At 65.9% G+C, this 23814-nt stretch carries 22 protein-coding genes and 2 riboswitches; of the genes, 10 read left to right on the forward strand and 12 right to left on the reverse strand.

Annotated elements, in window-relative coordinates:
- Window positions 1–43: 43 nt before the first annotated feature.
- The 8 genes from nadB to CIK75_RS07935 all read right to left on the reverse strand — a co-directional run bounded on the left by nadB (window position 44) and on the right by CIK75_RS07935 (window position 9112).
- Window positions 44–1705: an L-aspartate oxidase gene (gene nadB, locus CIK75_RS07900; RefSeq protein ID WP_096223559.1), complete on the reverse strand. Its 1662-nt coding sequence runs from the start codon at window positions 1703–1705 to the stop codon at window positions 44–46.
- Entirely contained in the window at window positions 1702–2985 is a 1284-nt protein-coding gene (gene nadA / locus CIK75_RS07905) for a quinolinate synthase NadA (RefSeq protein ID WP_096223560.1), read from the reverse strand. Before nadA ends, nadB begins: the two co-directional genes overlap by 4 nt.
- Entirely contained in the window at window positions 2982–3734 is a 753-nt protein-coding gene (locus CIK75_RS07910) for an NUDIX domain-containing protein (protein WP_096223561.1), read from the reverse strand. Before CIK75_RS07910 ends, nadA begins: the two co-directional genes overlap by 4 nt.
- A 119-nt stretch (window positions 3735–3853) precedes the next feature.
- Window positions 3854–5173, reverse strand: coding sequence for an MFS transporter (locus CIK75_RS07915; RefSeq protein WP_158225924.1), 1320 nt, complete (start codon window positions 5171–5173; stop codon window positions 3854–3856).
- A 384-nt stretch (window positions 5174–5557) separates the two neighbouring features.
- Window positions 5558–5875, reverse strand: coding sequence for a hypothetical protein (locus CIK75_RS07920; RefSeq protein WP_086998498.1), 318 nt, complete (start codon window positions 5873–5875; stop codon window positions 5558–5560).
- 80 nt (window positions 5876–5955) lie between these two features.
- Window positions 5956–6762, reverse strand: coding sequence for an energy-coupling factor transporter transmembrane component T (locus CIK75_RS07925; RefSeq protein WP_086998495.1), 807 nt, complete (start codon window positions 6760–6762; stop codon window positions 5956–5958).
- Entirely contained in the window at window positions 6759–8444 is a 1686-nt protein-coding gene (locus CIK75_RS07930; RefSeq protein WP_158225925.1) for an ATP-binding cassette domain-containing protein, read from the reverse strand. Before CIK75_RS07930 ends, CIK75_RS07925 begins: the two co-directional genes overlap by 4 nt.
- A gap of 35 nt (window positions 8445–8479) precedes the next feature.
- Window positions 8480–9112 (reverse strand): ECF transporter S component, encoded by a 633-nt coding sequence (locus tag CIK75_RS07935; protein WP_241895363.1) that lies wholly within the window; start codon window positions 9110–9112, stop codon window positions 8480–8482.
- 34 nt (window positions 9113–9146) lie between these two features.
- A riboswitch (TPP riboswitch) is annotated at window positions 9147–9256 on the reverse strand.
- A gap of 57 nt (window positions 9257–9313) precedes the next feature.
- Window positions 9314–9408, forward strand: a riboswitch (TPP riboswitch).
- Window positions 9409–9732: 324 nt separating this feature from the next.
- Between CIK75_RS07935 and CIK75_RS07940 the strand changes: the two genes are divergently transcribed.
- Together CIK75_RS07940 and CIK75_RS07945 are read left to right on the forward strand one after the other, a co-directional pair.
- On the forward strand, window positions 9733–10497 hold the full coding sequence (locus CIK75_RS07940) for a 3-oxoacyl-ACP reductase (protein ID WP_086998489.1): 765 nt from the start codon (window positions 9733–9735) through the stop codon (window positions 10495–10497).
- Between the two features lie 2 nt (window positions 10498–10499).
- Window positions 10500–11831, forward strand: a complete 1332-nt coding sequence (locus CIK75_RS07945) for an LLM class flavin-dependent oxidoreductase (RefSeq protein ID WP_096223562.1) — start codon at window positions 10500–10502, stop codon at window positions 11829–11831.
- Between the two features lie 22 nt (window positions 11832–11853).
- On the opposite strand, the gene CIK75_RS07950 is transcribed toward CIK75_RS07945, so the two are convergent.
- On the reverse strand, window positions 11854–12327 hold the full coding sequence (locus CIK75_RS07950) for an Lrp/AsnC family transcriptional regulator (RefSeq protein WP_086998483.1): 474 nt from the start codon (window positions 12325–12327) through the stop codon (window positions 11854–11856).
- A gap of 156 nt (window positions 12328–12483) precedes the next feature.
- Here CIK75_RS07950 and CIK75_RS07955 point away from each other — a divergent pair, with 156 nt between their 5' ends.
- The 8 genes from CIK75_RS07955 (at window position 12484) to hpaD (ending at window position 20802) form a co-directional block, all read left to right on the forward strand.
- Window positions 12484–13515, forward strand: a complete 1032-nt coding sequence (locus tag CIK75_RS07955; protein ID WP_096223563.1) for a thiamine pyrophosphate-dependent enzyme — start codon at window positions 12484–12486, stop codon at window positions 13513–13515.
- Entirely contained in the window at window positions 13508–14539 is a 1032-nt protein-coding gene (locus tag CIK75_RS07960; RefSeq protein ID WP_198962409.1) for an alpha-ketoacid dehydrogenase subunit beta, read from the forward strand. Before CIK75_RS07955 ends, CIK75_RS07960 begins: the two co-directional genes overlap by 8 nt.
- Entirely contained in the window at window positions 14532–14861 is a 330-nt protein-coding gene (locus tag CIK75_RS07965) for a biotin/lipoyl-containing protein (protein ID WP_086998474.1), read from the forward strand. The genes CIK75_RS07960 and CIK75_RS07965 overlap by 8 nt, the downstream gene beginning before the upstream one ends.
- 83 nt (window positions 14862–14944) lie before the next feature.
- Window positions 14945–15721, forward strand: a complete 777-nt coding sequence (locus CIK75_RS07970; RefSeq protein ID WP_241895374.1) for an alpha/beta fold hydrolase — start codon at window positions 14945–14947, stop codon at window positions 15719–15721.
- A 162-nt stretch (window positions 15722–15883) separates the two neighbouring features.
- Window positions 15884–17455: a fumarylacetoacetate hydrolase family protein gene (locus tag CIK75_RS07975; RefSeq protein ID WP_256382354.1), complete on the forward strand. Its 1572-nt coding sequence runs from the start codon at window positions 15884–15886 to the stop codon at window positions 17453–17455.
- Between the two features lie 9 nt (window positions 17456–17464).
- Window positions 17465–18124 (forward strand): GntR family transcriptional regulator, encoded by a 660-nt coding sequence (locus CIK75_RS07980; RefSeq protein ID WP_086998746.1) that lies wholly within the window; start codon window positions 17465–17467, stop codon window positions 18122–18124.
- A 27-nt stretch (window positions 18125–18151) separates the two neighbouring features.
- Window positions 18152–19657 carry a 5-carboxymethyl-2-hydroxymuconate semialdehyde dehydrogenase gene (gene hpaE / locus CIK75_RS07985; protein ID WP_096223567.1) on the forward strand — a complete coding sequence of 502 codons (1506 nt, stop codon included), beginning with the start codon at window positions 18152–18154 and terminating at the stop codon, window positions 19655–19657.
- 47 nt (window positions 19658–19704) lie between these two features.
- Entirely contained in the window at window positions 19705–20802 is a 1098-nt protein-coding gene (gene hpaD, locus CIK75_RS07990) for a 3,4-dihydroxyphenylacetate 2,3-dioxygenase (protein ID WP_096223568.1), read from the forward strand.
- 31 nt (window positions 20803–20833) lie between these two features.
- Here hpaD and CIK75_RS07995 read toward each other — a convergent pair whose 3' ends face one another.
- The 3 genes from CIK75_RS07995 to CIK75_RS08005 form a co-directional block, all read right to left on the reverse strand.
- The gene (locus CIK75_RS07995; protein WP_096223665.1) at window positions 20834–22225 is read right to left on the reverse strand and encodes an MFS transporter; all 1392 of its coding nucleotides are present in this window, start codon (window positions 22223–22225) and stop codon (window positions 20834–20836) included.
- 193 nt (window positions 22226–22418) lie between these two features.
- Window positions 22419–22982, reverse strand: a complete 564-nt coding sequence (locus CIK75_RS08000; protein ID WP_096223569.1) for a DUF6036 family nucleotidyltransferase — start codon at window positions 22980–22982, stop codon at window positions 22419–22421.
- Window positions 22979–23566 (reverse strand): helix-turn-helix domain-containing protein, encoded by a 588-nt coding sequence (locus CIK75_RS08005; protein WP_198962410.1) that lies wholly within the window; start codon window positions 23564–23566, stop codon window positions 22979–22981. The genes CIK75_RS08000 and CIK75_RS08005 overlap by 4 nt, the downstream gene beginning before the upstream one ends.
- Window positions 23567–23814 lie beyond the last annotated feature (248 nt).

Below are 23814 nucleotides of genomic sequence, written 5' to 3' on the forward strand. Positions count from 1 at the left end.
GGCCGCGGGGGTGGGTCCGTGGTGCACAGTGGTCATTCGTTCCTCAGGAGTTGGGGGTGCCGGTGAGCAGCAGGTGGTTGTCCTCTGCCCCGGTGCCGGTGAAGGGTGGCGGCGGTGTCGGGGCTGCCCGGACGAAGCCGGTCCGCACCCGTGGCCCGTGGGTCACGGCATCGGGGGTATCGGTGCGGTAGTGGGCGCCGATGGAGGTGGTGCGGGCCAGGGCGGCTTCGGCGATGAGGCGCCCCACGGTGATCAGGTTGCGCAGCTCCGCCTCCTCCCGCGTGGCGGCCCCCGACCCGGCCAGGGCACCGGCCAGTGTTGTTGCGGCCTGGGACAAGCCCTCCCCGGTGCGTTCCACGCCCAGCTGGGCGGTGGCCAGGTCCTGGAGCCCTTCCCGGGTCAGCGGAACGGCCGGCGTTTCTCTACACCCCCCATCAAGTTCGAACACATATTCGAATTCGATGGGAGTGGAGGCCTGCCGGGCGTCTGCGGCCCCCAGGGTGGAGGCCGCGGCGAAGCCGTGCACGAGTGCTTCGAGCAGGGAATTGGAGGCGAGCCGGTTGGCTCCATGGGTTCCGGTGCAGGCCGTCTCCCCCGCGACCCGCAGTCCGGGGACGGTGGTGCGCCCCCTGGCGTCGGCGTAGACCCCGCCCATCCAATAGTGCTGGGCCTCGGTGACCGGGACCGGTTGGACGGCCAGGTCCAGGCCCAGGGCGGCCAACCGGGTGGTGATGGAGGGGAACCTCCGGGCCAGGTACCCCCGTCCCTTCGCTGCCTCCACGGCCCGGGCGTCCAGGAACACCTGGCCACCCATGGCGTAGACGTAATGAATGGCCCGGGCAACCACGTCGCGGGGAGCCAGTTCGGCCGCCGGGTGCACCTCTTCCATGAAGCGTCGCCCGTTGCCGTCAATGAGTACCGCACCCTCTCCCCTGACGGCTTCGGAGACCATGAACCTGCCGGCGCGCACCAGGGTGGGGTGGAACTGGACGAACTCGGCATCCACCACCAGGGCTCCTGCCCTCCACGCCAAGGCGGCCCCGTCACCGGTGGCCCCCGCGGGGTTGGTGGTCCATTCATACAGTGAGCCGATCCCCCCGGTCGCCAGGAGCACTACGTCGGCCTGAAGTCGGTGGCATTGCCCGGCCTGGAGGTAGTGCACCCCGGTGATGACACCGTCGTCGTCCACCAGGTCGGTGACGAAGGCGTCCTCGAGGATGCGCAGGCTCCCCTGTCCGGCCAATCGGCGGCAGACACCGATCAGGGTGGAGGCGATCACCTTCCCGGTGGCGTCTCCTCCGGCGTGCAGGATGCGGGGGTGGGTGTGGGCGGCCTCGAGCCCCAGGGCAGGATGGTCCCCCGCGGGGTCGGCGTCGAAAGTGGTTCCCAGCCCGATCAACGCTTCGATATGTTCCCAGGCGGAGGAGCACACGGCCCGGACCGCGGCCGGGTCGTTCAGCCGGGCCCCTGCGGTGAGGGTGTCCTCGATATGGCTGGCCACCTCATCCCCGCGGGATGTCCCCCGGGGCCCGACGGCGGCGACCCCACCCTGGGCGTACCAGCTGTTCGAGTCGGCCAGCGCGTCCTTGGTGAGCAGGGTGACCTGGTGGCCGTGTTCGACGGCGGTGATCGCTGCATAGAGTCCCGCGACCCCAGACCCCACGATCACCAGGTGCAGCGGTTTCTTCACTGCGGGGCTTCTCATGGGCGGGCCGCCAGCATCCGTTCCAGGGCCACCCGGGCGTTGGACGCCACGGTTTCGGGGACGGAAATCTGGTTGACCACGCGTCCGGCAACGAGTTCGTCCAGGACCCAGGCCAGGTAGCCCGGGTGGATCCGGTACATCGTGGAGCAGGGGCAGATCACCGGGTCGAGGCAGAAGATTCTGTGCTGCGGGTACTGGTCGGCAAGCCGGTTGACCATGTTGATCTCGGTGCCGATCGCAAAGGTGGTCGGTTCCGTGGCGGCGGCGATGGCCTTCTGGATGAAGTCGGTGGACCCTGCCGAGTCGGCGGCGTCGACGACCTCCATGGGGCATTCGGGGTGGACGATGACGTTCACTCCCGGGTATTCGGCCCGCGCCTTGTCAATCTGACCGGTGTTGAACCTGCGGTGGACCGAGCAGAAACCATGCCAGAGCAGGACCTTCGCCTCGGCCAGTTCCTCGGCGGTGTTCCCGCCCAGGGGTTTGGCCGGTGACCACAGTGGCATCTGCTCCAGGGGGATGCCCATGGCCTTGGCGGTGTTCCGGCCCAGGTGCTGGTCGGGGAAGAACAGCACGCGCTGGCCGCGTTCGAACGCCCATTCCAACACGGTCGTGGCATTGGATGAGGTGCACACGATCCCGCCGTTCCGGCCGACGAAGGACTTCAGGGCCGCCGAGGAGTTCATATAGGTCACCGGAATCACCGGGACCCGCCCCGCGGCGTCGGGTTCGGTGCCGTAGAGGTCTTCGAGTTGTTCCCAGCACTCCTCCACAGAGGACTCATCGGCCATATCGGCCATCGAGCAGCCGGCGGCCAGGTTGGGCAGGATGACCTGCTGGTGGTCCTGGGAGAGGATGTCGGCGGTCTCGGCCATGAAGTGCACCCCGCAGAACACGATGTATTCGGCCCTCTCGCGGTTCAGCGCCTGGTTGGCCAGCTGGAAGGAGTCACCGATGAAGTCCGCGTACTGGACGACCTCGTCGCGTTGGTAGAAGTGCCCGAGCACCACCAACCGTTCGCCCAGGGTTTCCTTGGCGGCGCGGATGCGTGCGTCGAGTTCGGCGTCGTCCGCATTCCGGTACTTTTCCGGGATCACCCCTTGTTGCGGGGTGTCGGCCGGGGCGACGTCATCCATGGAGGAACCGGGCCCATAGGAGCGCAGCCCGGTATCGAGGTCCCAGGGGGACTTCACCAGGTCGGTGGCGCAGACCCCTGAGTCCGCCCCGTCCCCGACAGGAGTCAGGCTCAGTTGTTGGATGGTGCTGTTGACACTGGTCATGATCTATCCCGCTGTTCTTCCGTGTTGGTGGTCTCTTGAGGTACGACGGCGGCATCCCCCGCGTACCGGTACAGGCGTGGTGGGCGGTGTTTGCCCCCGTGCAGGTATTCATCGGTGGCCTCGATGCCGGAGGCTCCGCGCAGGTGGCGGCGGAAGTTCGCGGCGTCGAGGCGGCGGTCCAGGACGGCCTCGTAGACGTCCTGGACCTGGGCCAGGGTGAAGCGTGGGCCCAGGAAGCGGTGGGCGATCGAAGAGTATTCGACTTTATTCTGCAGTCGCCACAGCGCGTAGCGCACGATCTCGGCATGGTCGAAGGCCAGCGCGTCGATCACGGCCTCGTCGCGGGCGGGGAACCAGGCGACATGGGGGTCCTTCACCAGTTGCGGCGCGTCGGGATGTTCCTCACGGACCAGGGCCCAGTAGACGATCGAGACGACCCGGTGTGCCGGGGACCGGTCAAGCCCGCCGAAGGCGTAGAGCTGTTCGAGGTGGCTAGGGGCCAGGCCGGTGGTGGCCCTGAGGTTGCCGGCGGCGGCATCCTGCAGGGTTTGCCGGGCGCCCAACGGGCCACCCGGCAGCGCCCATTGGCCGCGGAAGGGTTCGCGCGTCCGGCGGATCAGCGGCAGCCAGAGGGTCCGGCGTCCGGTCGGTTCCCCGTCCCGGAGTTCATCACGCAGGGCGAAGATCACCGTCGAGACGGCCAATTCCGGGCTCATGGCTTGGCGTTCGGAAACATTGGCGAACTCCATCCCTGCTCCTTCCCGAGGCGATTAAGAGTTATTGTCGAATTGACAATAAGTCAGCATACGTCGGTGGACGGGCATTTCCAACACCTATGACGCGTATTTTTCCTCGGGACCCACGCCTTTTATTGACCGGCGGTTTCTTCGTCGTCAAGGATGACGTCTTCTAGGCGCACGGCGCGGAACGGGGAGATGCCCAACAGTGCCGTGCCCACTGCAATGAACCCCGCGGCGACCCACAAGGCAGTACCGACGCCTGCGGAGGTGGCGATGAAACCGCCCAGCGGGGCCCCGAGAACGATCATGCCTCGGTTGGCCGAACGCCGGACCGAGGTCATCCGGGCGATCATCCCATCGGGCGTCAGCCCCTGCCAGAAGCCCATCTCCAAGGGACTCTCGACCCCCATGGCCACGCCCCAGAGCAGTTGCGCGGCTCCCAGACACACCAAGAGGGTGACGCGATCTCCCGACGCGGGCCCCAGCTGCGGCAGCAGCGCGGCGATGCTGGCCACCGCGACCACTGAGACGACTTCGAGTCCCCGGGACAGGACGATGATGCGGCCCGTTCCCCACCGCTCGCCGCACCGGGCCGAGGCGCTGGTGCCCACCACTGCTCCGACGCCCGCGCAGCTGAGAACCACCCCCAAATCGAAGGGACCCAGCCCGGCAGTCTGCAGGATGAGCACCGGCAGGACCGTACCCACCATCGCCGATCCGATGAACCAGACATGCGTGCTCCAGGCCAGCGGGCCCAAGTAGTAGTGCCCATAGAGCCAACGCACCGATTCGACCACGCGGGCACGCAGGCTCGGAGTCGCACCGTGATTCGTGGCCGGAGCGGCCTTCCCCGTGGGTCGCCCGGGCAAAGTGGCGACCACGACCCCGGAGAACAAGAAGCTGCCGGCGTCCAGCAGCAGGGCCCAGGGGGCGGTGAGGACGGCGACCAGGCTGCCGGCCACGGCGCCGCCTACGGTCTGGGCCACCGTGTCGCTCTGCTCCAGGCGGACGTTGGCCCGCACCAACAGCTTCCGGGGCACCAGCTGCGGGATGAAGGATTGGTAAGCGGCATCCCCCACCAGCGACAGGGCCCCGAAGCCGAAAACCAACGCAATGACACCGGAAACGGACAGCCACCCGGACACCCCTCCGATACACAGCACCCCCAGCAGGACCGCCCGCCCCAGGTCGGCAACCATGAGGGCACGACGTCGGCTGAAGCGATCCACCCAGATGCCGGCCACGAGCCCAAAGATCAGGTACGGCGCCCATCGTGCGGCACTAACCCACCCCTGATCCTGAGCATTTCCGTCCAGGGTCACCAGGACCAGGACGGCGAGTGCGACGGAGGTGACGTAGGTGCCGAAGTCCGAGACGGTGGAAGCGGCCCAGAAGCGGACGAAGGGCGCGTGCCTGCGCAATCCTCCGGGCCCGCCTGCCGTGCTCATGGTTTCGAGGCTACTGCACGGCTTCGCCGACCCACCCGGGGCCGTTGGCCCGGGACGCAGGCAACATCCCGGCCACCGGTTCCCCTGATCCGCCCCCTGCCTGGGTCGCGGCTTCGGGTGTGCTGCCGGTCGATGGGACTCATCCGGCGGCACCGTACCGGTGGCCCGGGACATCGACGAGGTGCAACATGCCCTCGTCTCGACGCCCGGAGTAGCCTTGAACATGGTGCGAGTTTCATGTTGGTCCCCGCTGGGACACCGGCTGCTGCGATGACATCTGCCCTACCTCAATGTTAAGAACCCTTCATCGCCCGAACCAGCGAAGCTTCCCCCTGTTTTTCGCGGCAGAAACACTTGTTCACTGCCCCTGGGTACTCGAATTCCTCAGCCGCCGAACCCCGGCTCGTATTTCCACGCGTCCTCGAGGCAGTGCCGCTCCCCCACGGGGTGGCCCGGGTGCTTCTCCAGCCAGGCCTGTTGGGCGAGGAGCAGTTCGGCGGTCGCCTCCCAGGTCTCGCTGGTCGAGGGTGGGTGCACTCCTGCAGCCCGGGCGATGGACCGCAGTTCCTGCTCGGTGTACACGGCCAGTTCCTCGGGTCCCAGGTGGCGATCCCAGAGGTAGCGTGCGAGCGTCTTGGCCTTGGTACTGCGGTTATTCACTGCACGGGCAGTGGATCTGAAGGTACTCGGGTCCTGGCTCATGCCGCATTCCTCTCACCGGGGAGCAAGAAAGCAGCCTACCAAGCGAAGACGAGCCTGCTGAGCATGGCCCGAGTCCGGGCTTACCCCCAGAGGGCGGAGTATCCCCTGATCCACCCACCGGCGACACCCAGGCCCAACACCACCGCCAAAACGCTGAGCACACCGGTAGCCATGATCCAGTCCGCTCGTTGGAGTCTGATGGGCTTCCAGATGGTTCGGGGAGTCAGTCCCAGACCGCGGGACTCCATGGACTGGGCCATGCGCTCACCCCGGCGCAGCGAGACCACGAGCAGGGCGAAGGAGGCATGCCCGAACTCCCGGATCGTGGGGCGACGCAGCCCCGGAGCCAGCTCGGGAGCCCGCACCCCATGGGCCTGCCGGATCGTCTGCCAGGTGCCCGGCAGATCTTGGAGCATCTGGTATCCGGCCAGGACGGCATGGGAGAGACGCGGACCCAGTCTGGCCTGTTGATGCAGGCTGTCGGTCAGGGCCACGGCATCGGTGGAGAGGACGAAACCGATCGACAACACCCCCAGAACGAACGTGCGCAGGGCCAGGGAAGTCCCCAGGTTCACCCCCTCGACGCTGACCTGCAGGCCCAGCACCGTGAAGAGTTCCTCCCCCGGCCGGGTGATGGCATTGATCATGAGCATCCCGAGGGCAAAACCCAGGAACGGGATATGGGCCAGCAGCAGCATCCGGGGCGAGGGCCGGCCCCAGATCAGCACGGCGGCCAGCGCCAACGGATAGAGCAGGGCCGGGGTCAGCGGGTCGAAGACGAAGAGCAAGGCGAAGGAGACCACGAAGAGCAGGGCGAGCTTCATGGTGGGGTTGCGACGGCCCAAGGGCGTGGTCGTGACCACCCACGGAAAGGGGGCCGCGCTCACGAGGGCACCTGCATCCGTGCCGCAGGCGCAACTTCGCGATCCAGAGCATCCAGGATGTTCTTGATCTGCTCCGGACTCTTCCCGAGGCCCAGCAGCCAGTCCAGCAGCGGGGGCAGCACGATCCCTGCCCTGGCCAAGACGTCTCGGTCGCCCAGCACGTCAAAAATCGGCCCGTCGGCGATGATGGTGCCCTCGGCGATGACGATTCCCCGGTGGGCCAGGCTCGCGACACTGCGTAGATCGTGGCTGGAAAACAGGATCGACTGTCCGTCGGCCGCCGCGTCCCGGAAGGCTCCCATCATCGAGATGGTGGCTTTCCGGTCCAACCCGTAACCCGGTTCGTCGGCCAACAGGACGTTGCGGGAATGAGCGAGCATGGCCGCAACGCTGAGCCGCCGCTTTTCCCCGCCCGAGAGTCGGAACGGGTTGCTCGCGGCCAGATGCGTCAGCCGGTGTTCGGCCAGCAGGTCATCGATCTTCTCCTGGGCAGGACGACCATTGATGAGCGCCGGCAGGCCATGGCCAACTTCTTCTCGGACCGTGGTGGCCACGAATTGGTGTTCGGGGTTCTGGAACACCAGCCCGGGGCGGTCCCCCGATATCGTGCCGGCAAGTGGTTGCAGCAGCCCGGCGAGCGCGAGCAACAGACTGGTCTTGCCCGTCCCGTTGGCGCCCAACAGGGCGACGATCTCCCCGGAGCGTAGTTCCAGGTCGATGCCTTCAAGTTGGGGGCTGATCACCGCGGGTTCGCGGCGTCGTTTCCGGGCAGGGATTGGCGCCCGGGTGATCGAGAGGCCCCGGGCTGAGAGGACCACGCTGTCGGTGGCCTGCGTCGGCTGCGGAACCGTTGGTTGGCCCTCCGCCCAGTGCAGCAATTCTTCGCGGACGATGGGCGATGCCAAACCGCCTTCGGTGCCGCATGCAGCCTGCAGCTCGGTTTCCAACGGTGTCCAGCACCCGGCGTCCACGAGCTGGCGTGCCGATTGTTTTAACACGGTCCGTGTGGGGCCGTCAGCGATCAGGGCCCCTTCGGCGTCGAGCACGATGGCCCGTCCGGGAAGCCCCGCCACACCGTCGGCTCCCGCATACTCGTCGATGCGGTGTTCCACCAGCACCACGGCGGGGCCACGGTCGTGCACCGCCCGGTCGATGGACCGGCGCACCGAGGAGATGCCTTCGGCGTCAAGCATCGAGGTGGGTTCGTCGAGCAGCAGCACCGGCGGCTCCACGACCAGACTGGCCGCCAAGGCAACCCGTTGACCTTGGCCACCGGAGAGTTGCCGTGTTGACCTGTCCTTGAGGCTGGCTCCGTTGACCTGTTCCAGCACCTCATCGATCAGGCCCTCGATCTGTCGTGGGGGTACCGCATGGTTCTCCAGTGGAAGGGCGATCTCCCGCTGCACATCGGGCATGCACATCGCCGATTCGGGGTCCTGGGCCAGGACGCCGACGGTCCGTGACAATTCGGCGACGCCGGTGTGAGCGGTGTCCTGACCAGCGACGAGGACCCGGCCAGTGAACCGTGCCGCCACCGAATGCGGGATGACCCCGGTCATCAGGTTTAAAAGCGTCGACTTTCCGGCCCCCGAGGGCCCCAGGATGATGACCTGTTCGCCTGCTTCGAGACTCAAGGTCACCCGATCCAGGACCGGCACCTGCCTTCGGGGGTAGGTTACGGTCACGTTCTCAAGCACGACTACCGGCGTGCTTGCCGGTTTCATGCTCCCTCGGCGGTTGGCTGGTCCCGGCCGATGGCGTAGTTGTCCACGACGCCGGTTTTAGCCAGGGCGTTAACGGTCTTGCGGGCCAGGAGACCGCCGAGAATGAGCCCGGAGAGCAGTTGAACGATGAGCCGGATGACAAAGAAATCCTGGCCGTACCACCCGAAACGGAAGGCCGAGACGGCGAAGGCCAATCCTGCTCCGAGTAGTCCGGAGCAAGCGTAGGTGAGCCAGCTGAAAGACCGGTAGCGACGCAGGGCGAAGGGAAGTTCGCTGCCCAGACCTTGGATGGCGGCCACCAGGAAAAGCATGGGTCCTGCCGTCGAGCCGAGGAAAACGACCTCCACCCCACCGGCAATGACCTCCGCGAGGATCCCGGCGAAGGGTCGTCTGATGATGGCGACGGCGATCGGGGCCACGATGAGCCACCCGCCGAAGAGTAGATGCGAGGAGAGGTCCCCGAACGGGCCCATCAGCAGGGTCAGCCCGGCCGATGCCTGGACCAACGCCCAGTAGAGGAATCCGAAGACGACCCCCAGGACCACGATGAGCACCAGGTCCTTGAGGTCGAAGGAAAAGCGTCGTCGCGCCGGTAGTGGCGTGGTGGATGGCGGCGTTATTGAGTGCACTGTCGTGCCCCTTCTGTTGAGTGAACAGGGCACGGGATTTAGAGTTTTGCCTCCCTGCGCTGGCATGACCCAGATCAGGTTCGACGGTCGAAGCTTGATCAGCTTCCTCTCAGCCCGGCTCACCGGACTCCCGTGTTCAGCACAGACTGTACACGTGGACACGAAGTTGTCGAATCGCTGCGTGAAGTGTGTAGGGTGTGGTGCAGTGACACGGGGTGCCATGATTTCTGGCTGAGAGAACACCCGTTGAACCTGATCTAGTTCGAACTAGCGAAGGGATGTTGCAGGTGCTTCTTCACCTAAACCTCCATGTTGGAAGGTCCTGCCGGACCGCCACCCCACGGCCCGATGTCGCCATGCGTTGGTTGCGTCCACCCTGGCGCTCCGCATCCTGCCGTGCCGTCTCTCGGCCAGCGGTTTAGCCTCTGCCCGCCAGCTGCGGCCCAGCTGAAACCTCTCCTGCGCAGCCTGCTCTCCACCGTCGGACACCACAGCACGACCACCGTGCTCCCCGCGTGTCTCACGGGGCCCTCACCTCTCTCCCCCGGGCGATGCTGCCCGCAACGATCCCCTTCATTTCCACCACCACCTGCCCTCGGCAGCCATGAAAGCGAGACCAAATGAACCTCTCAGACCAGATTGTCCTTGTCACCGGGGGCGCCCGCGGTTTGGGCCGTCATATCGTGCAGGCCTTCGCCGCACAAGGCGCCCGCGTCGTCATCAACTACCGGCAGTCCGCCGAAGCCGCCGAGAAACTTGCTGCCGGTCTGGGGCCCGACCGTGCCCTGGCAGTCCAGGCAGATGTCACCGATCCGGCGCAGGTCACCGCCATGCTCGTGGCCTCCCAGGCCCATTTCGGTTCCCCCGTGACCACCGTGGTGAACAACGCGCTGGCCGATTTCTCCTTCAATGGCGAGGCCCGATCCTCGGCCGCAGAGATTGGTTGGGAGGAGTTCACCACCCAGTTCTCCGGTAGTGTTCGCGGCGCACTGAACACCGCCCAGGCGGCGCTGCCGGGGATGCGTAAACAGGGCTTCGGGCGGATCATCAACATCGGCACCAACCTCTTCCAAAACCCCGTGGTCCCGTACCACGACTACACCGCCTCCAAAGCCGCCCTGCTGGCCCTGACCCGAACACTCGCCGCCGACCTGGGCCAACACCAGGTCTCGGTGAACATGGTCTCCGGTGGTCTACTACGCACCACGGACGCCAGCGCCGCGACCCCCGAAGAGGTCTTCGACTTCATCGCCTCCTCCACCCCCTTGCGCAAGGTCACCACACCGGCCGAATTCGCCGACGCCATCCTGTTCTTCGCTTCCCCCTGGGCCCGTGCGGTCACCGGGCAGAATCTGGTGGTCGACGGCGGACTGGTGATGAACTAGAGATGAGCACACACCCCATCAACACAGCCGAAACGGCACCACGCCAACTACATTTCAACGCCTTCCTCAACGCCTGCGGGCACCACCAGGCAGCGTGGCGCCACCCGGACTCTGCGGTTGAGCAACTGGGCAGCATCGAGCATTACGAACGGTTGGCCCAAACCGCCGAGGCCGGCCTCTTCGATGCCGTGTTCTTCGCCGACGGACACTCGGCGGGAAACCCGGCAGCCGGCCCCCGGTGGTTCTTCGAACCGTTGACGGCGCTGGCCGCCATGGCGCGGAGCACCAGCCGCATCGGGCTGATCTCCACCGTCTCCACGACCTTCTACACCCCGTACCACGCTGCCAGGATGCTCGCCTCGCTGGATCACCTCAGCGCCGGGCGCATCGGGTGGAATGTGGTCACCTCGATGTTCGACGCCGAGGCGCGCAACCACTCGATGGATTCCATGCCGGCCAGTCCCGAACGTTATGCCCGGGCCGCCGAATTCATCGACGTCGCGCTGGCCCTCTGGGATTCCTGGGCCGATGACGCGGTGCTCGCCGATCGTTCGGGGTTCTTCGCCGATCCCGAGAAAGTCAGGCCCATCAACCACGACGGCGAGCATTTCGGTGTTGCCGGGCCGCTGAACGTGCCCCGGGGCCCGCAAGGCCGGCCGGTCCTGTTCCAGGCCGGGGCCTCGGAATCCGGTCGCCAGCTAGCGGCACGCCATGCCGAAGGGATCTACGCGGTGGCCTACGATCTGGCCAGCGGGCAGGACTACTACGCGGATCTGAAGCAGCGCATTGCCGCCGAAGGCAGGGACCCGTCGAAGGTCGCGATCATGCCCGGACTGGTCACCTACCTCGGATCCACCGAAGTCGAGGCGTTGGCGCGGCAGGCAGAGGTGGATGCCCTCCTACCGACCGAACAGTCGCTGGCCCAGCTGGGAATGTTCATCGGGCAGGATTGCAGCGAGTGGGACCTCGACGCACCGGTTCCGGCTCTGCCACCGGCGAGCGAATTCACCGGCCCACAGGGCAGGTACGCCACGATCCTGCGCATCGTGGAAGCCGAACGCCCCACGGTCGGACAGCTGCTGGGTCGACTCGCTGCCGGCGGCGGCCATTGCACGATGGTGGGGACCCCGGAGCAGGTCGCCGACTCCATCGAACGCTGGTTCACCTCGGGCGCTGCCGATGGCTTCAACCTGATGCCGCCGATGCTGCCTGATTCCCTAGAGGAGTTCGTGGACCGGGTGGTTCCAGTGTTGCAACGTCGGGGGCTCTACCGCACCGAATACTCGACTCACACGTTGCGGGGTCATCTGGGGCTGGAGCGGCCGGAGGCCTGAACGGCCCAGCGACCCTGAGGGCTCAGCCCCTCTGGGCCGCGGCCCGGGCCAGGGGCAGCATGCGCAAGGGGATCGGTGAGTTCAGCACCACCAACGAGGAACTGCGCAGCACGGTCCGGGTCGCGATGATCGCGTCCAGGACCCGCTGCAGATCGTCGTTCGACGTGGCCACAATGCAGGCCATGAGATCACTTTCACCCGAAACGGTATGCAGTTCGAGCACCTCGGGGACCTGGGACAGGGCGGCGGCCACGCCGTCGTGCCCTGCGTCCTGATCGATCGCCAGGGAACAGTAGGCACGCACCGGATATCCCAGCCCTTCGGCCGAGAGATGCGGCCCCCAACCGGTGATCACGCCCTCCCGCGTGAGCTTGTCCAGCCGCGACTGCACCGTCGCCCGGGCCACCCCCAGAACCCGCGACGCCTCCAACACCGACATCCGCGGGTCCGAGGAGAACTCCCCCAGGATCCGTGCATCCAATGCGTCGATTTTCATGGACGCTCCTTAACTAGACAATATGTATAGATGACTCGGTACCAGCGTAGACACTCTGCGCAGATTGTTGGTCATTGATTGATGCGATTGCGCATGAAACAGGTGGTAACTAGGGTCACAGCAAGCCCACCTCACCGAATCCACTGGGAGTCGAACATGACCGATGCACCCCGGCTTGAGCCGCACGCCGACGAGCTCGGCACCGATGAACTACTTGAGCTGTACCGCCTGATGGTGCGCACCCGGCAGCTTGATGTCGCCGCCATTGCCTGGCAGCGACAAGGCATCCTGCCGGGCTATGCCCCGGAACTAGGCCAGGAGGCAGCCCAGGTGGGCAGCGCCTACGCACTGGACTTCACCCGCGACTTCGCCTTCCCCACTTACCGCGAGATGGGCGTCGCTCTGGCCGCAGGGATCGACATGGTGGATTACATGTCCACCCATAAGGCCTCCTGGCATGGTGGCCTGTGGAATCCCGCCGAAACCCATGTGGCCCCCATTCAGGCCGTCGTGGCCGGTTCGGTGCTGCACGCCGTGGGCTGGGCCCACGGACAAACCGTTGACGGCACCGGCAACGTGGCCCTGACCTATTTCGGTGACGGCGCCAGCTCGCAGGGCGACGTTCACGAGGCCATGAACTTCGCCTCGGTCTTCAAGGCCCCGGTGGTTTTCTTCACGCAGAACAACGGGTGGGCCATCTCGGTTCCCACCGAACGCCAGGTCGCCGGCGGCTCGGTCTCCGCCCGTGGTGCCGGCTACGCGATCCCCTCGATCCAGGTCGACGGCAACGACGTCGTCGCCGTGGTCCGTGCCGTGCGTGCCGCCGTCGAACACGGCAGGGCCGGCAACGGTCCGGCGGTGGTGGAGGCCATGACCTACCGCCGCGGACCGCACTCCACCTCGGATGATCCGGGACGCTACCGCAGCCTCGACGACGAACGGCGTGACGGCGGCGAGGACCCGCTGAACCGTCTCGAAGCCACCCTGCGTGCCGCCGGTGCCCTCGATGACACCTCCGTCGCCGCCATCAGCGAGCAGGCCGGCGAATTCGTCGAGCAGGTCCGTCTCGGCGTCGACGCCCTCGATGCCCGCCCGGGCACCGAGATGTTCGACTTCGTCTTCCAGGAACCCACCGAAGCACTAGCAGCCCAGGCCGCGAACTGGCGAGAGGAATCCGAACATGTCTAACCCGGCCACCGCAACCGTGCAGGAGCGTCCGATGGAAAACACCGTCGTCGAAATGTCCATGCAGAAGGCCCTGAACCGCGGCCTGGACGAACTGTTGACCGAAGACCCGCGTTCGATGATCTTCGGCGAGGACGTCGGCGGCCTCGGCGGTGTCTTCCGCATCACCGACGGACTGCAAGCCAAGCACGGCAGCAGCCGCGTCTATGACACCCCGCTGGCCGAATCCGGCATCCTGGGCATGTCCATCGGGCTGGCCATGGCCGGCTGGCATCCGATCCCCGAAGTACAGTTCGACGGTTTCGCCTACCCGGCGATCAACCAGATCGTCTGCCAGCTGGGCCGGATGAACTACCGTTCGCGCGGCACCCTGCCGATGCCGGTAACCCTGCGCGTGCCCTCCTTCGGCGGCATCCGCGCCCCCGAAATGCACACCGAGTCCCTCGAGTCGCTCTTCGCCCACGTGCCCGGGCTCAAGGTCGTCTCCCCGTCGAACCCGCACCAGGCGTACCACCTGCTGAAGAAGTCGGTCCTCATGCCCGATCCGGTCATGTTCATGGAACCGAAGTCCCGCTACTGGCAGAAGGGCGAGGTCGACACCGAGAATCCCGGAGATCTGGAAGGTTCGGTCATTGCCCGCGAAGGCCGCCACCTGACCCTCATTGCCTGGGGTGCCATGGTGGCTCGCTGCCTGCAGGTCGCCGAACTGGCCGAAGAGGATGGCATCAGCATCGAGGTCCTGGACCTGCGCTGGCTCAAGCCCATCGACGCCGCCGGTCTGGCGGCCTCGGTGTCCAAAACCAAACGCGCCGTCGTCGTTCATGAGGGGCCCCGCACCGCGGGCCTGGGCGCCGAAGTCGCCCAGCTGGTCTCCGAATCCTGCTTCGGTGTCCTCAAGGCACCCGTTGAGCGGGTGACCGGTTTCGACGTACCGTATCCCTCAGGTGATCTCGAGGATGAGTACATCCCCAACATCGACCGCATCCTGTTCGGCATTCAACGAGTATTGGAGTACCGCCGTGGCTGAAATTTCCTTCCCGCTGCCCGATCTGGGAGAAGGCCTCATCGATGCCACCGTGCTCGAGTGGATCGTGGCCGTCGGCGACCAGGTCGAACGCAACCAGCCCCTCGTCGAGGTCGAAACGACCAAGAGCTCACTCGAGCTGCCCTCCCCGCAGGCCGGCAAAGTGCTGCGCATTCACGGAGAACCAGGTGACACGATCAACGTCGGTGAGGAACTCATCGTCTTCGAGGTGGCCGATGACACCGCAGGCATCGTGGGCACCGTGCCGCAGGAGGCCGCCCCGAAGCGCCGGGTGCGCCTGAGCGCGAACCTGGACGAGGACTAATCGTGGCTCCAGCCGAGAACGGCACGGCGGCAGCCACGGCCCACCACGACGCCGAGCACCGGGTCGAGGGCACCGAGAACTCCCTGACCGTGCGGATCTTCTCCGCAGGGGATGATTCCGGAGCCCGCCCGGTCCTGCTCATCCACGGCTTCGCCTCCTCCACCGAGCTGAACTGGGTCGCCACCGGGTGGATCACCGCCCTGAACGACGCCGGCCGCAAGGTCATCGCCGTGGATTTGCCCGGTCACGGGCTCAGCCCGGCACCGGATGATCTGGATGCCTACACCCCCAGCAGGATCCGTGCGGAAATCCTGCAGATCCTGCAGGACCACCACGTGCGCCCGCTGGCCGAGGAGGATCCTGCCTCGGGGGTGGACGTCTTGGGCTACTCGCTGGGTTCACGTCTGGCCTGGGAGTTCGCCGGCACCCAACCACAGCTGGTGCACCGCCTGGTCCTGGGCGGACCGGCGAGCAACGACCCGCTCTCGGACTTCGACCTCGACGCTGCCCGGGAACACCTCTCCGGCGGACCCGAGATCGAGGATCCGACAACGGCGGAACTGGTGCGCATGGCGCAGCTGGTGCCCACGAACAACATGTTCTCCATGCTGTCCCTGATCGAAGCCATCAAGTCAGAGCCGTTCGACCCGTCCGAGGCCGTGCCCTCGATGCCTGTATTGCTCGTCGCCGGCGAGCGCGACGAGCTGGCGGCGACCCTGCCGCAGCTGGTGGAGCTGGCTCGGAAACACCAGGGCGCCGAGGCGGACGTCCGCGAGCTGCTCCTGCCGGTGCGCACCCACGCCAATGCGGTGACCTCGCGGGCCTATAAGCAGAGCGCCGTGGAGTTCGTCGACGGCTAAGGCGCCCCTCCCATGCCGGACAGGAAGGCCGCCCGGATACCGGGCGGCCTTCCGCCGTCTCCAACACGTTCAAACCACACCCCTCCACCTCTTGACGTGATGTGCTCCACAGGGCATGATGAATCGTATACGATTTCGTACATCACAGGAGGAACCGTGGCGTTGGAGCAGAACCCCGTAGCGAACACCGGCGAGCAGGGCGCAGCCGGGACCGTCCCCGTCGACGAGTCCATGATCGACGCGGTCGGCAAGGTGCTGGCCATCCACCTCAGCTATGCCTCCCGGGCCGCCCAGCGCGGGCGCACCCCGGAGCATCCTTCCTACTTCATGAAGGCCGCTTCCTCGCTTTCGGTCTCCGGCACCGGGGTCGAACGCCCCGCCGGCACCGAGGCCCTGGCCTTCGAAGGCGAGATCGCCTTGGTCATCGGCACCACGGCCCGCCGGGTCTCCCCCGATCAGGCCTGGGCCCACGTCGGCGGGGTCACCGCGTCGAACGATCTGGGCGTCTACGACATGAAATACGCGGATAAAGGCTCCAACGTCCGCTCCAAATCCGGCGACGGCTTCACCCCCATCGGCCCGGCCCTTCTGCCGGCGGCCTCCATCGACCCGTCGAACCTGCGCATCCGCACCTGGGTCAACGACGAACTCGTCCAGGACGACACCACCGCGGGACTGATCTTCGACTTCGCCCGCATGGTCGCCGACCTCTCCCAGCTGATGACGCTGGAACCCGGGGACGTCATCCTCACCGGCACCCCCGCCGGCTCCTCGGTCATCGTCCCCGGGGATACCGTCGAGGTCGAGGTCGACGACCCGGCCTCGGGCCTGAGCACCGGCCGGCTGTCCACCCCGGTCACCCAGGGCACCACGGCGATGGGCAGCTTCGGGAATCAGCCCCGGCTCTCCGAAACCGACCTCATCGACGCCTACGGCTCCCGCGAGGCAGCCTCCACCGCCGGAGCCCTTTCCCCCGCAGCCGACGACTCCACCGAGCAGTCTCCTGCCGTCGTCCTCACCGATGAGCTCAAGGCGAAGCTGAACGCCGTGGCCACCGCCACGATCTCCGCCACGCTGCGCAAGCACGGGCTGAACAACGTCTCGATCGATGGCCTGCACCCGACCAAGGCCGGACGCAAGGTCATCGGCACCGCGCGGACCCTGCGCTTCGTCCCCAACCGCGAGGACCTGTTCAAGTCCCACGGTGGTGGCTTCAACGCCCAGAAGCGGGCCATCGACTCGGTGAACGAGGGCGAGATCCTGGTCATGGAGGCCCGCGGCGAAAAGGGCTCCGGCACCCTGGGCGATATCCTGGGCCTGCGCGCCCAGGTCCGCGGCGCGGCGGCCATCATCACCGATGGTGGGGTCCGTGACCTCACGGCAGTCTCCGAACTGGAGATCCCCGCCTATTACAGCGGCGCCCACCCGGCGGTCCTGGGCCGCAAGCATGTGCCGTGGGATACCGACCTCACCATTGCCTGCGGCGGCACCACCGTGCAGCCGGGGGACATCATCGTCGCCGACGACGACGGCATCCTGGTCATCCCGCCGGCACTGGCCGAGCAGGTCGCCGACGAGGCGATGGAGCAGGAACGCAAGGACGAGTTCACCTTCGAACAGGTCCGGCAGGGACACCAGGTCGAGGGACTGTTCCCGATGAACGCCGCCTGGAAATCCATGTACGACGCCTGGATCGCCTCCGGCGGTTCCACCGTCGGCCTCGACCCGAAGTAGGACCGAGTGATTGCCACGAGTAAATCCGAGCAGGCCTACACCCTGCTCAGTGACCGGATCGCCTCCGGCGCCCTGGTACCTGGCTACCGCCTGGTCCTGGGGACCATCGCCGCGGAACTGGGCTGCAGTGTGGTCCCGGTGCGGGAGGCGATCCGCAAACTCGAGGCCGAGGGTCTGGTCCGTTTCGAACGCAATGTCGGGGCCACCGTCGCCTCGCTGGATACCGACCTGTATCTGCACACCATGCAGACCCTCTCGATCATCGAAGGGGCGGCCACCGCCCTGGCCGCCCCGCTGCTGAGCACCGAAGACCTGGCCCGGGCCCGGGAGATCAACGAATCCCTGCGCCGGACACTCACGGACTTTGATCCGCGCCGCTTCACCGAGCTGAACAACCAGTTCCATGCGGTGCTCTACGAAAACTGCCCCAATCCACACATCCTGGACCTCGTCCATCGTGGCTGGGCCCGATTGGCTGCCATGCGTTCGACGTCCTTCGGCCAGATTCCCGGCCGGGCACATCATTCGGTGGCCGAACATGATGCCCTGCTTGATCTCCTCGCCACCGGGGCCCCGGCCGAAGAGATCGAAAAAGCGGCCCGCGCCCACCGCACCAACACCCTCAACGCCTACCTCGCAGCCGCCGGCCAACCGCCGTCGGCCCTCTAAACCATCCGTCCACGGAAGGAACACCCCTTGAGCAAGCATTTCGTCCCCGAAAACCTGCCCACCCACGTGCAGCATTATATTGGCGGGAAGTTCGTCGATTCCGTCGGCGGTGAGACCTTTGAGGTCCTCGACCCGGTCACCAACACCACCTACGCCACTGCCGCTTCCGGTCAGCAGGCAGACATCGACGCAGCTGTCGCCGCCGCCCGTGAAGCCTTCACCCACGGCCCCTGGCCAACCATGAAGCCCCGCGCCCGGGCCAAGGTCCTCTACGCGATCGCCGACGCCGTCGTCGCCCAGGAGGACCGTCTGGCCGAGATGGAGACCTTCGATACCGGTCTGCCGATCACCCAGGCGCGTGGCCAGGCCCAGCGCGCCGCCGAGAACTTCCGGTTCTTCGCCGACCTGATCGTTGCCCAGCACGATAGCGCGCTGAAGGTCCCCGGGGCACAGTTGAACTATGTGAACCGCAAGCCGATCGGCGTCGCAGGGCTCATCACCCCCTGGAACACCCCGTTCATGCTCGAATCCTGGAAGCTGGCCCCCTCCATCGCCTCGGGTTGCACCGTGGTCCTGAAGCCCGCCGAATTCACTCCGCTCTCGGCCTCGCTGTGGGCGAAGATCTTCGAAGAGGCGGGCTTGCCCGAAGGCGTCTTCAACCTGGTCAACGGCTTCGGCGAATCCGCAGGGGACGCACTGGTGAAGCACCCCCAGGTCCCGCTGATCTCCTTCACCGGCGAATCCACCACCGGCCAGACGATCTTCCGCAACTGTGCTGAGGGCCTGAAGGGCATGTCGATGGAACTCGGTGGCAAGTCCCCCGCCATCGTGTTCGACGACGCGGACTTCGATGCGGCCATCGACTCCACCGTCTTCGGGGTCTTCTCGCTGAACGGCGAGCGCTGCACGGCCGGTTCGCGCATCCTGGTCCAGCGCGGGATCTACGACCAGTTCGTCGAGGCCTACGCGGCCCGTGCGAAGAACATCGTGGTGGGCGACCCCCACGATCCCGCCACCGAGGTCGGAGCGCTCGTGCACCCGGAGCACTACGACAAGGTCATGTCCTACGTCGAGATCGGCAAATCCGAGGGCCGGCTCGTGGCCGGCGGTGGCCGCCCCGAAGACCTTCCCGAAGGCCAGGAAAACGGTTCTTACATCGCCCCGACGGTCTTCGTCGACGTGGCCCCCGACGCGCGGATCTTCCAGGAGGAGATCTTCGGGCCCGTCGTGGCGATCACTCCCTTCGATACCGAGGAGGAGGCCCTGGAACTGGCGAACAACACCAAGTACGGGCTGGCCGCCTATGTGTGGACCAACGACCTCAAGCGCAGCCACAACTTCGCTCAGGCGGTCGAGGCCGGCATGGTGTGGCTCAACAGCCATAACGTGCGTGACCTGCGTTCCCCCTTCGGGGGCGTGAAGTCCTCTGGCCTGGGCCATGAGGGCGGCTACCGTTCGATCGATTTCTACACCGATCAGCAGGCTGTGCACATCACGCTCGGCGAGGTCCACACCCCCAAGTTCGGCGCCTGAACGCCGGCAACGACGCCGCCGTTGACCCCACTTCCTAAGGAACCATCATGAGCATCTCAACCGTCACCACCTCAGTTCCCGCACCGGATATCGTGCGCTGTGCCTATATGGAGATCGTGGTCACCGATCTGGCCCGCTCCCGCGAATTCTATGTGGACCTGCTGGGCCTGCACGTGACCTACGAGGACGAGCACGCCATCTACCTGCGTTCCTTCGAGGAGTTCATCCACCACAACCTGGTGCTGACTCTGGGGCCGGTGGCCGCCGTGGCAGCCTTCGCCTACCGGGTGAAGTCACCGGCAGAGGTCGACGCCGCCGAGGCCTACTTCAAGGAACTCGGCTGCCGCACCGAACGCCGCCAGGACGGGTTCGTCCGGGGCATCGGCGACTCGGTCCGGGTGGAGGACCCGCTGGGTTTCCCCTACGAGTTCTTCTACGACGTCGAGCATGTCGAGCGTCTGCACCAGCGCTACGACCTCTACTCCGCCGGTGAGCTGGTTCGTCTGGACCACTTCAACCAGGTCACCCCCGATGTCCCGCGGGGCCGCGACTACCTGGAGGGGCTGGGCTTCCGCGTCTCGGAGGACATCCAAGACGCCGATGGCGTCACTTATGCGGCCTGGATGCACCGCAAGCAGACGGTCCATGACACGGCCCTGACCGGTGGGGATGGACCGCGGATGCACCACGTCGCTTTCGCCACCCACGAGAAGCACAACATCATCCAGATCTGCGACAAGATGGGCGCCCTGCGCATTTCCGACAGGATCGAACGCGGCCCCGGCCGGCATGGGGTGTCCAACGCCTTCTACCTGTACATCCTGGATCCGGACGACCACCGGATCGAGATCTACACGCAGGACTACTACACCGGGGATCCCGATAACCCCACGATCACCTGGGATGTGCACGATAACCAGCGTCGCGACTGGTGGGGCAACGCAGTGGTCCCCTCCTGGTACACCGAGGCCTCCCTGGTCCTGGACCTGGACGGCAACCCGCAGCCGGTCACCATCCGTGAGGACAAGTCCGAGATGGCGGTGACCGTCGGTGCCGATGGTTTCTCTTACACCCGGGTTCCCGGTGTCGGAGCAACCGAGGAGCCGGGCGAGGACGTCGGTTTCAAGATGGGCCACCAGCTCTAGCAGCGGCAGGCCCCACGGCGGCGCGGCAGGCTTAGAGCCTGCTGCGCCGCTTTTCGTCTGCCACGGCGACCGATAGGGTCACCAGCACCACGATCCCGATCACCGAGAATGCCGCGGTGAAGGCCGTCGTCCAGTCCGTGAGCGCCAGGATCGCGAAGAACACGGCAGTAACCAGGGCCAGCCCCACAGCGGTCCCGATGCGCTGGCCGGTTTGCAGCACTCCCCCGGCGCTGCCGGCATATTCCTGCGGGACCTCGGCCAGGGTCAGCGCCTGGTTGGGGGAAATAATTGACCCCTGCCCCAGGCCCACAAAGCACATGGAACCCAACAGCCACCAGATGCTCAGGATGCCTGCCGCTTCCAGTTGGACGACCAGTACCGTGAGCACCAGCCCCACGAAGGCACTGATAATGCCGCCGATCACGATCTTCCGCCCGAAATCCATGACCCGTTTCCCGGCCCAGTTCGAGCTCACCGCTGCCAGCAGTGCCGCGGGAAGCCCCAGCAGGCCCGTCTGGAGGGCGCTGAGCCCCAACCCGTCCTGCACGTAGAGGGCGATCAGCACCCAGACGCTCGTCACCCCCAGGAAGTACAGTCCGGCAATAATGGTCCCCAAGGTGAAGCTGCGGGTCCTGAAGAGTTCCAAATCGACCATGGGGCTACCGCCGCGCTGCTTATAGGACCGCTCCCACATGATCCACAGTCCCAGCAGGGCCATTCCCACCGGGAGGAGCAGCCACGCCCAGGCCGAACCCTCCGATTCGACGAAGGGCAGCAGCAGACCCAACACGCTGAACCCCAACAGCAGAGCACCCACCGGGTCCAAATCGAATTTTTGTTTCGGTTGAACGCTCGAGAGTTCCTTGCCGGTCTTCGGTGCCGCATTGCGACGGATCAGGAGTGGCCGCGGGAACCATTTAAGCGCCAGCACCACCGCGACGATCCCCACCGGAACGTTGACCAGGAAGGTCCAACGCCACCCGGTTTCGGCACCGAAGGTCTCAATGATCAGGCCGCCCATCAACGGCCCGAAGGCCACCGAGACCCCGACCACGCTGCCCAGGGCCCCGAAGGCCCTCCCGCGTTCGCGGCCCCTGAAGTATTGCTGGATCATCCCCACGACCTGGGGGTTCAGCAGCCCGGAGCCGACGCCTTGGACGAACCGGGCAATGTTCAGGCTCGTCGGGTCCGGGGCCAGGCCGGCAGCGACCGCCGAAAGGGTAAAGACCGTGACCCCGGCCAGGAACAACGGCCCCCGGCCCAGGATGTCCCCGGCACGGCCGGCGGCGACCAACACGACACCGAAGGTCAGGGCGTAGCCCGAGAGGACCCACTGAAGATCCGATTGCGAGGCGTCGAGGCCGGATTGGATGGAGGGCAGGGCAACATTGACGATGCTGACGCCGACCAACGACATGAACATCGTGACCAGCAGGACGATGAGGATGCGCCAACGGCGCGGATCCGGAACATAAGGCGTCTCGTCGGGGTCGGCAGGGGAAGGGGTCACAGCACCATTCAAGCACTCACAGGTCCGGTGCGTTGCCCAACTCGATCCACGTTGGTGGACATTACTTGGTGAAAAAGCAGGCTTGGATGATCGACGCGGAACCGGACTAGGGCCGGTAGTCTCCGCGAACGCGAAATGCCCGGGCTGCCGCGAGAGCCTCTCCGGCGACGATCAAGTAGTTTTCTCGTCCTGCTGACCAGGAGATGGATTCTTCGCCGTACTTCTCGTAGGCGAGATCAACGAGCTCCTCGGGAGTGTCTATATCCAGTGCGCTGGCCACGCGTCCGAGGTCCTCGATATCCTTGCTAAGTTCAGCTGCGAGTTTCATGGCGGCCAGCGTTGGCAAGTCAGCCAGCGATACGGCGGCAGGTGTTCCAGGAATGTTCGCGGCCCACTCGGCACCGTCCGGGATGAAAGCCGTGGCATGGGAATTCAACCAACGCGCTGGCAGCACGTCCTCAGCGGCCATTTCTGTGGCGACCTCGTCGATGATCTTGTTGGAGTACCGGGCGTCGATGTCCTCGGTCGAGCGTTCCAATAGACCGTGAAAGATCAGCGCGGCACCGCCAACGATCTGAATGTCCATGGCGACGCCACGCTTCTCGAGCCGGGATTCGAGCTCAACGAGTAGCCCAAGGATTGCTTCTCGGGTGAATCCCGGCATGCTCATGCGCGAGTCAGGTCCCTCTCCCGCATCCAGACGTTCATGGAAGCCAATTCACGAGGTGTCTCCCGTCGGACCAGGTCCTTCATCGCCTCGCCCATGGGGTGGAGTTTCTCTGAGGGGAACATCGGGCTGGATGCCGGCTTCGAGTCCTTGGCCCATCGGGGAGAGCACGAACCAACCTTGGCTGCTGCCCAACGGGTGATGGCGGCAAGCGCGGCACGGTAGGCCTGATCCTTGATCCGCGGCGCCCGGGTGATCATCATGGACGGCCCCTCTTCGACGACCCGTTGGGCGTACTCCCCCAGAAGGCGCAAGGCAAATTCGTAGTCGCCCCGGGACAATGTGGACTCGAAGTCGATCCTGAAGTCGCGCTCGGGAGGGCCTGCAGTGACGTTCAAATCCAGCTTGTTCAGGACAATGAGAGTCAAGCCCAGCGAGGCGCCGGGGTGGCCAGCCTCGAGGTCACCAAGGAATTTCCTGGAAACCCCTGCCTCCCTAGCCAGTTCCAGCTGCGTCCAGCCGCGCCGCTTGCGGGCGGAACGAATGCGTTCACCTACCATCGCGGCATCAATTCCTCTGGTTTCCATGCCTCCATGATGTCACCAATTGGTGACATGACGTAGACCTCGCGTTGACTCTTCCGGGATGTCTCCGAAGGTGGCCATACGTTGCCGCACAGCAAAACCTCCGGATGCTTCAGAGCATTCAGAACCGAATCAGGTCAAACCGCTATGGGTGGGACTGACCGGCTGGCACCGCGATCAGGCCCGGGGCGTTGCCCAGGCTGAGCAGCGCTCCCACGGGAGCCCGGACCATCGGGCAGTCGGTTTCGACG

Origin of the sequence: Glutamicibacter sp. BW78 (genome assembly GCF_002332245.1) — a bacterium.
GTDB lineage: Bacteria > Actinomycetota > Actinomycetes > Actinomycetales > Micrococcaceae > Arthrobacter_H > Arthrobacter_H rhombi_A.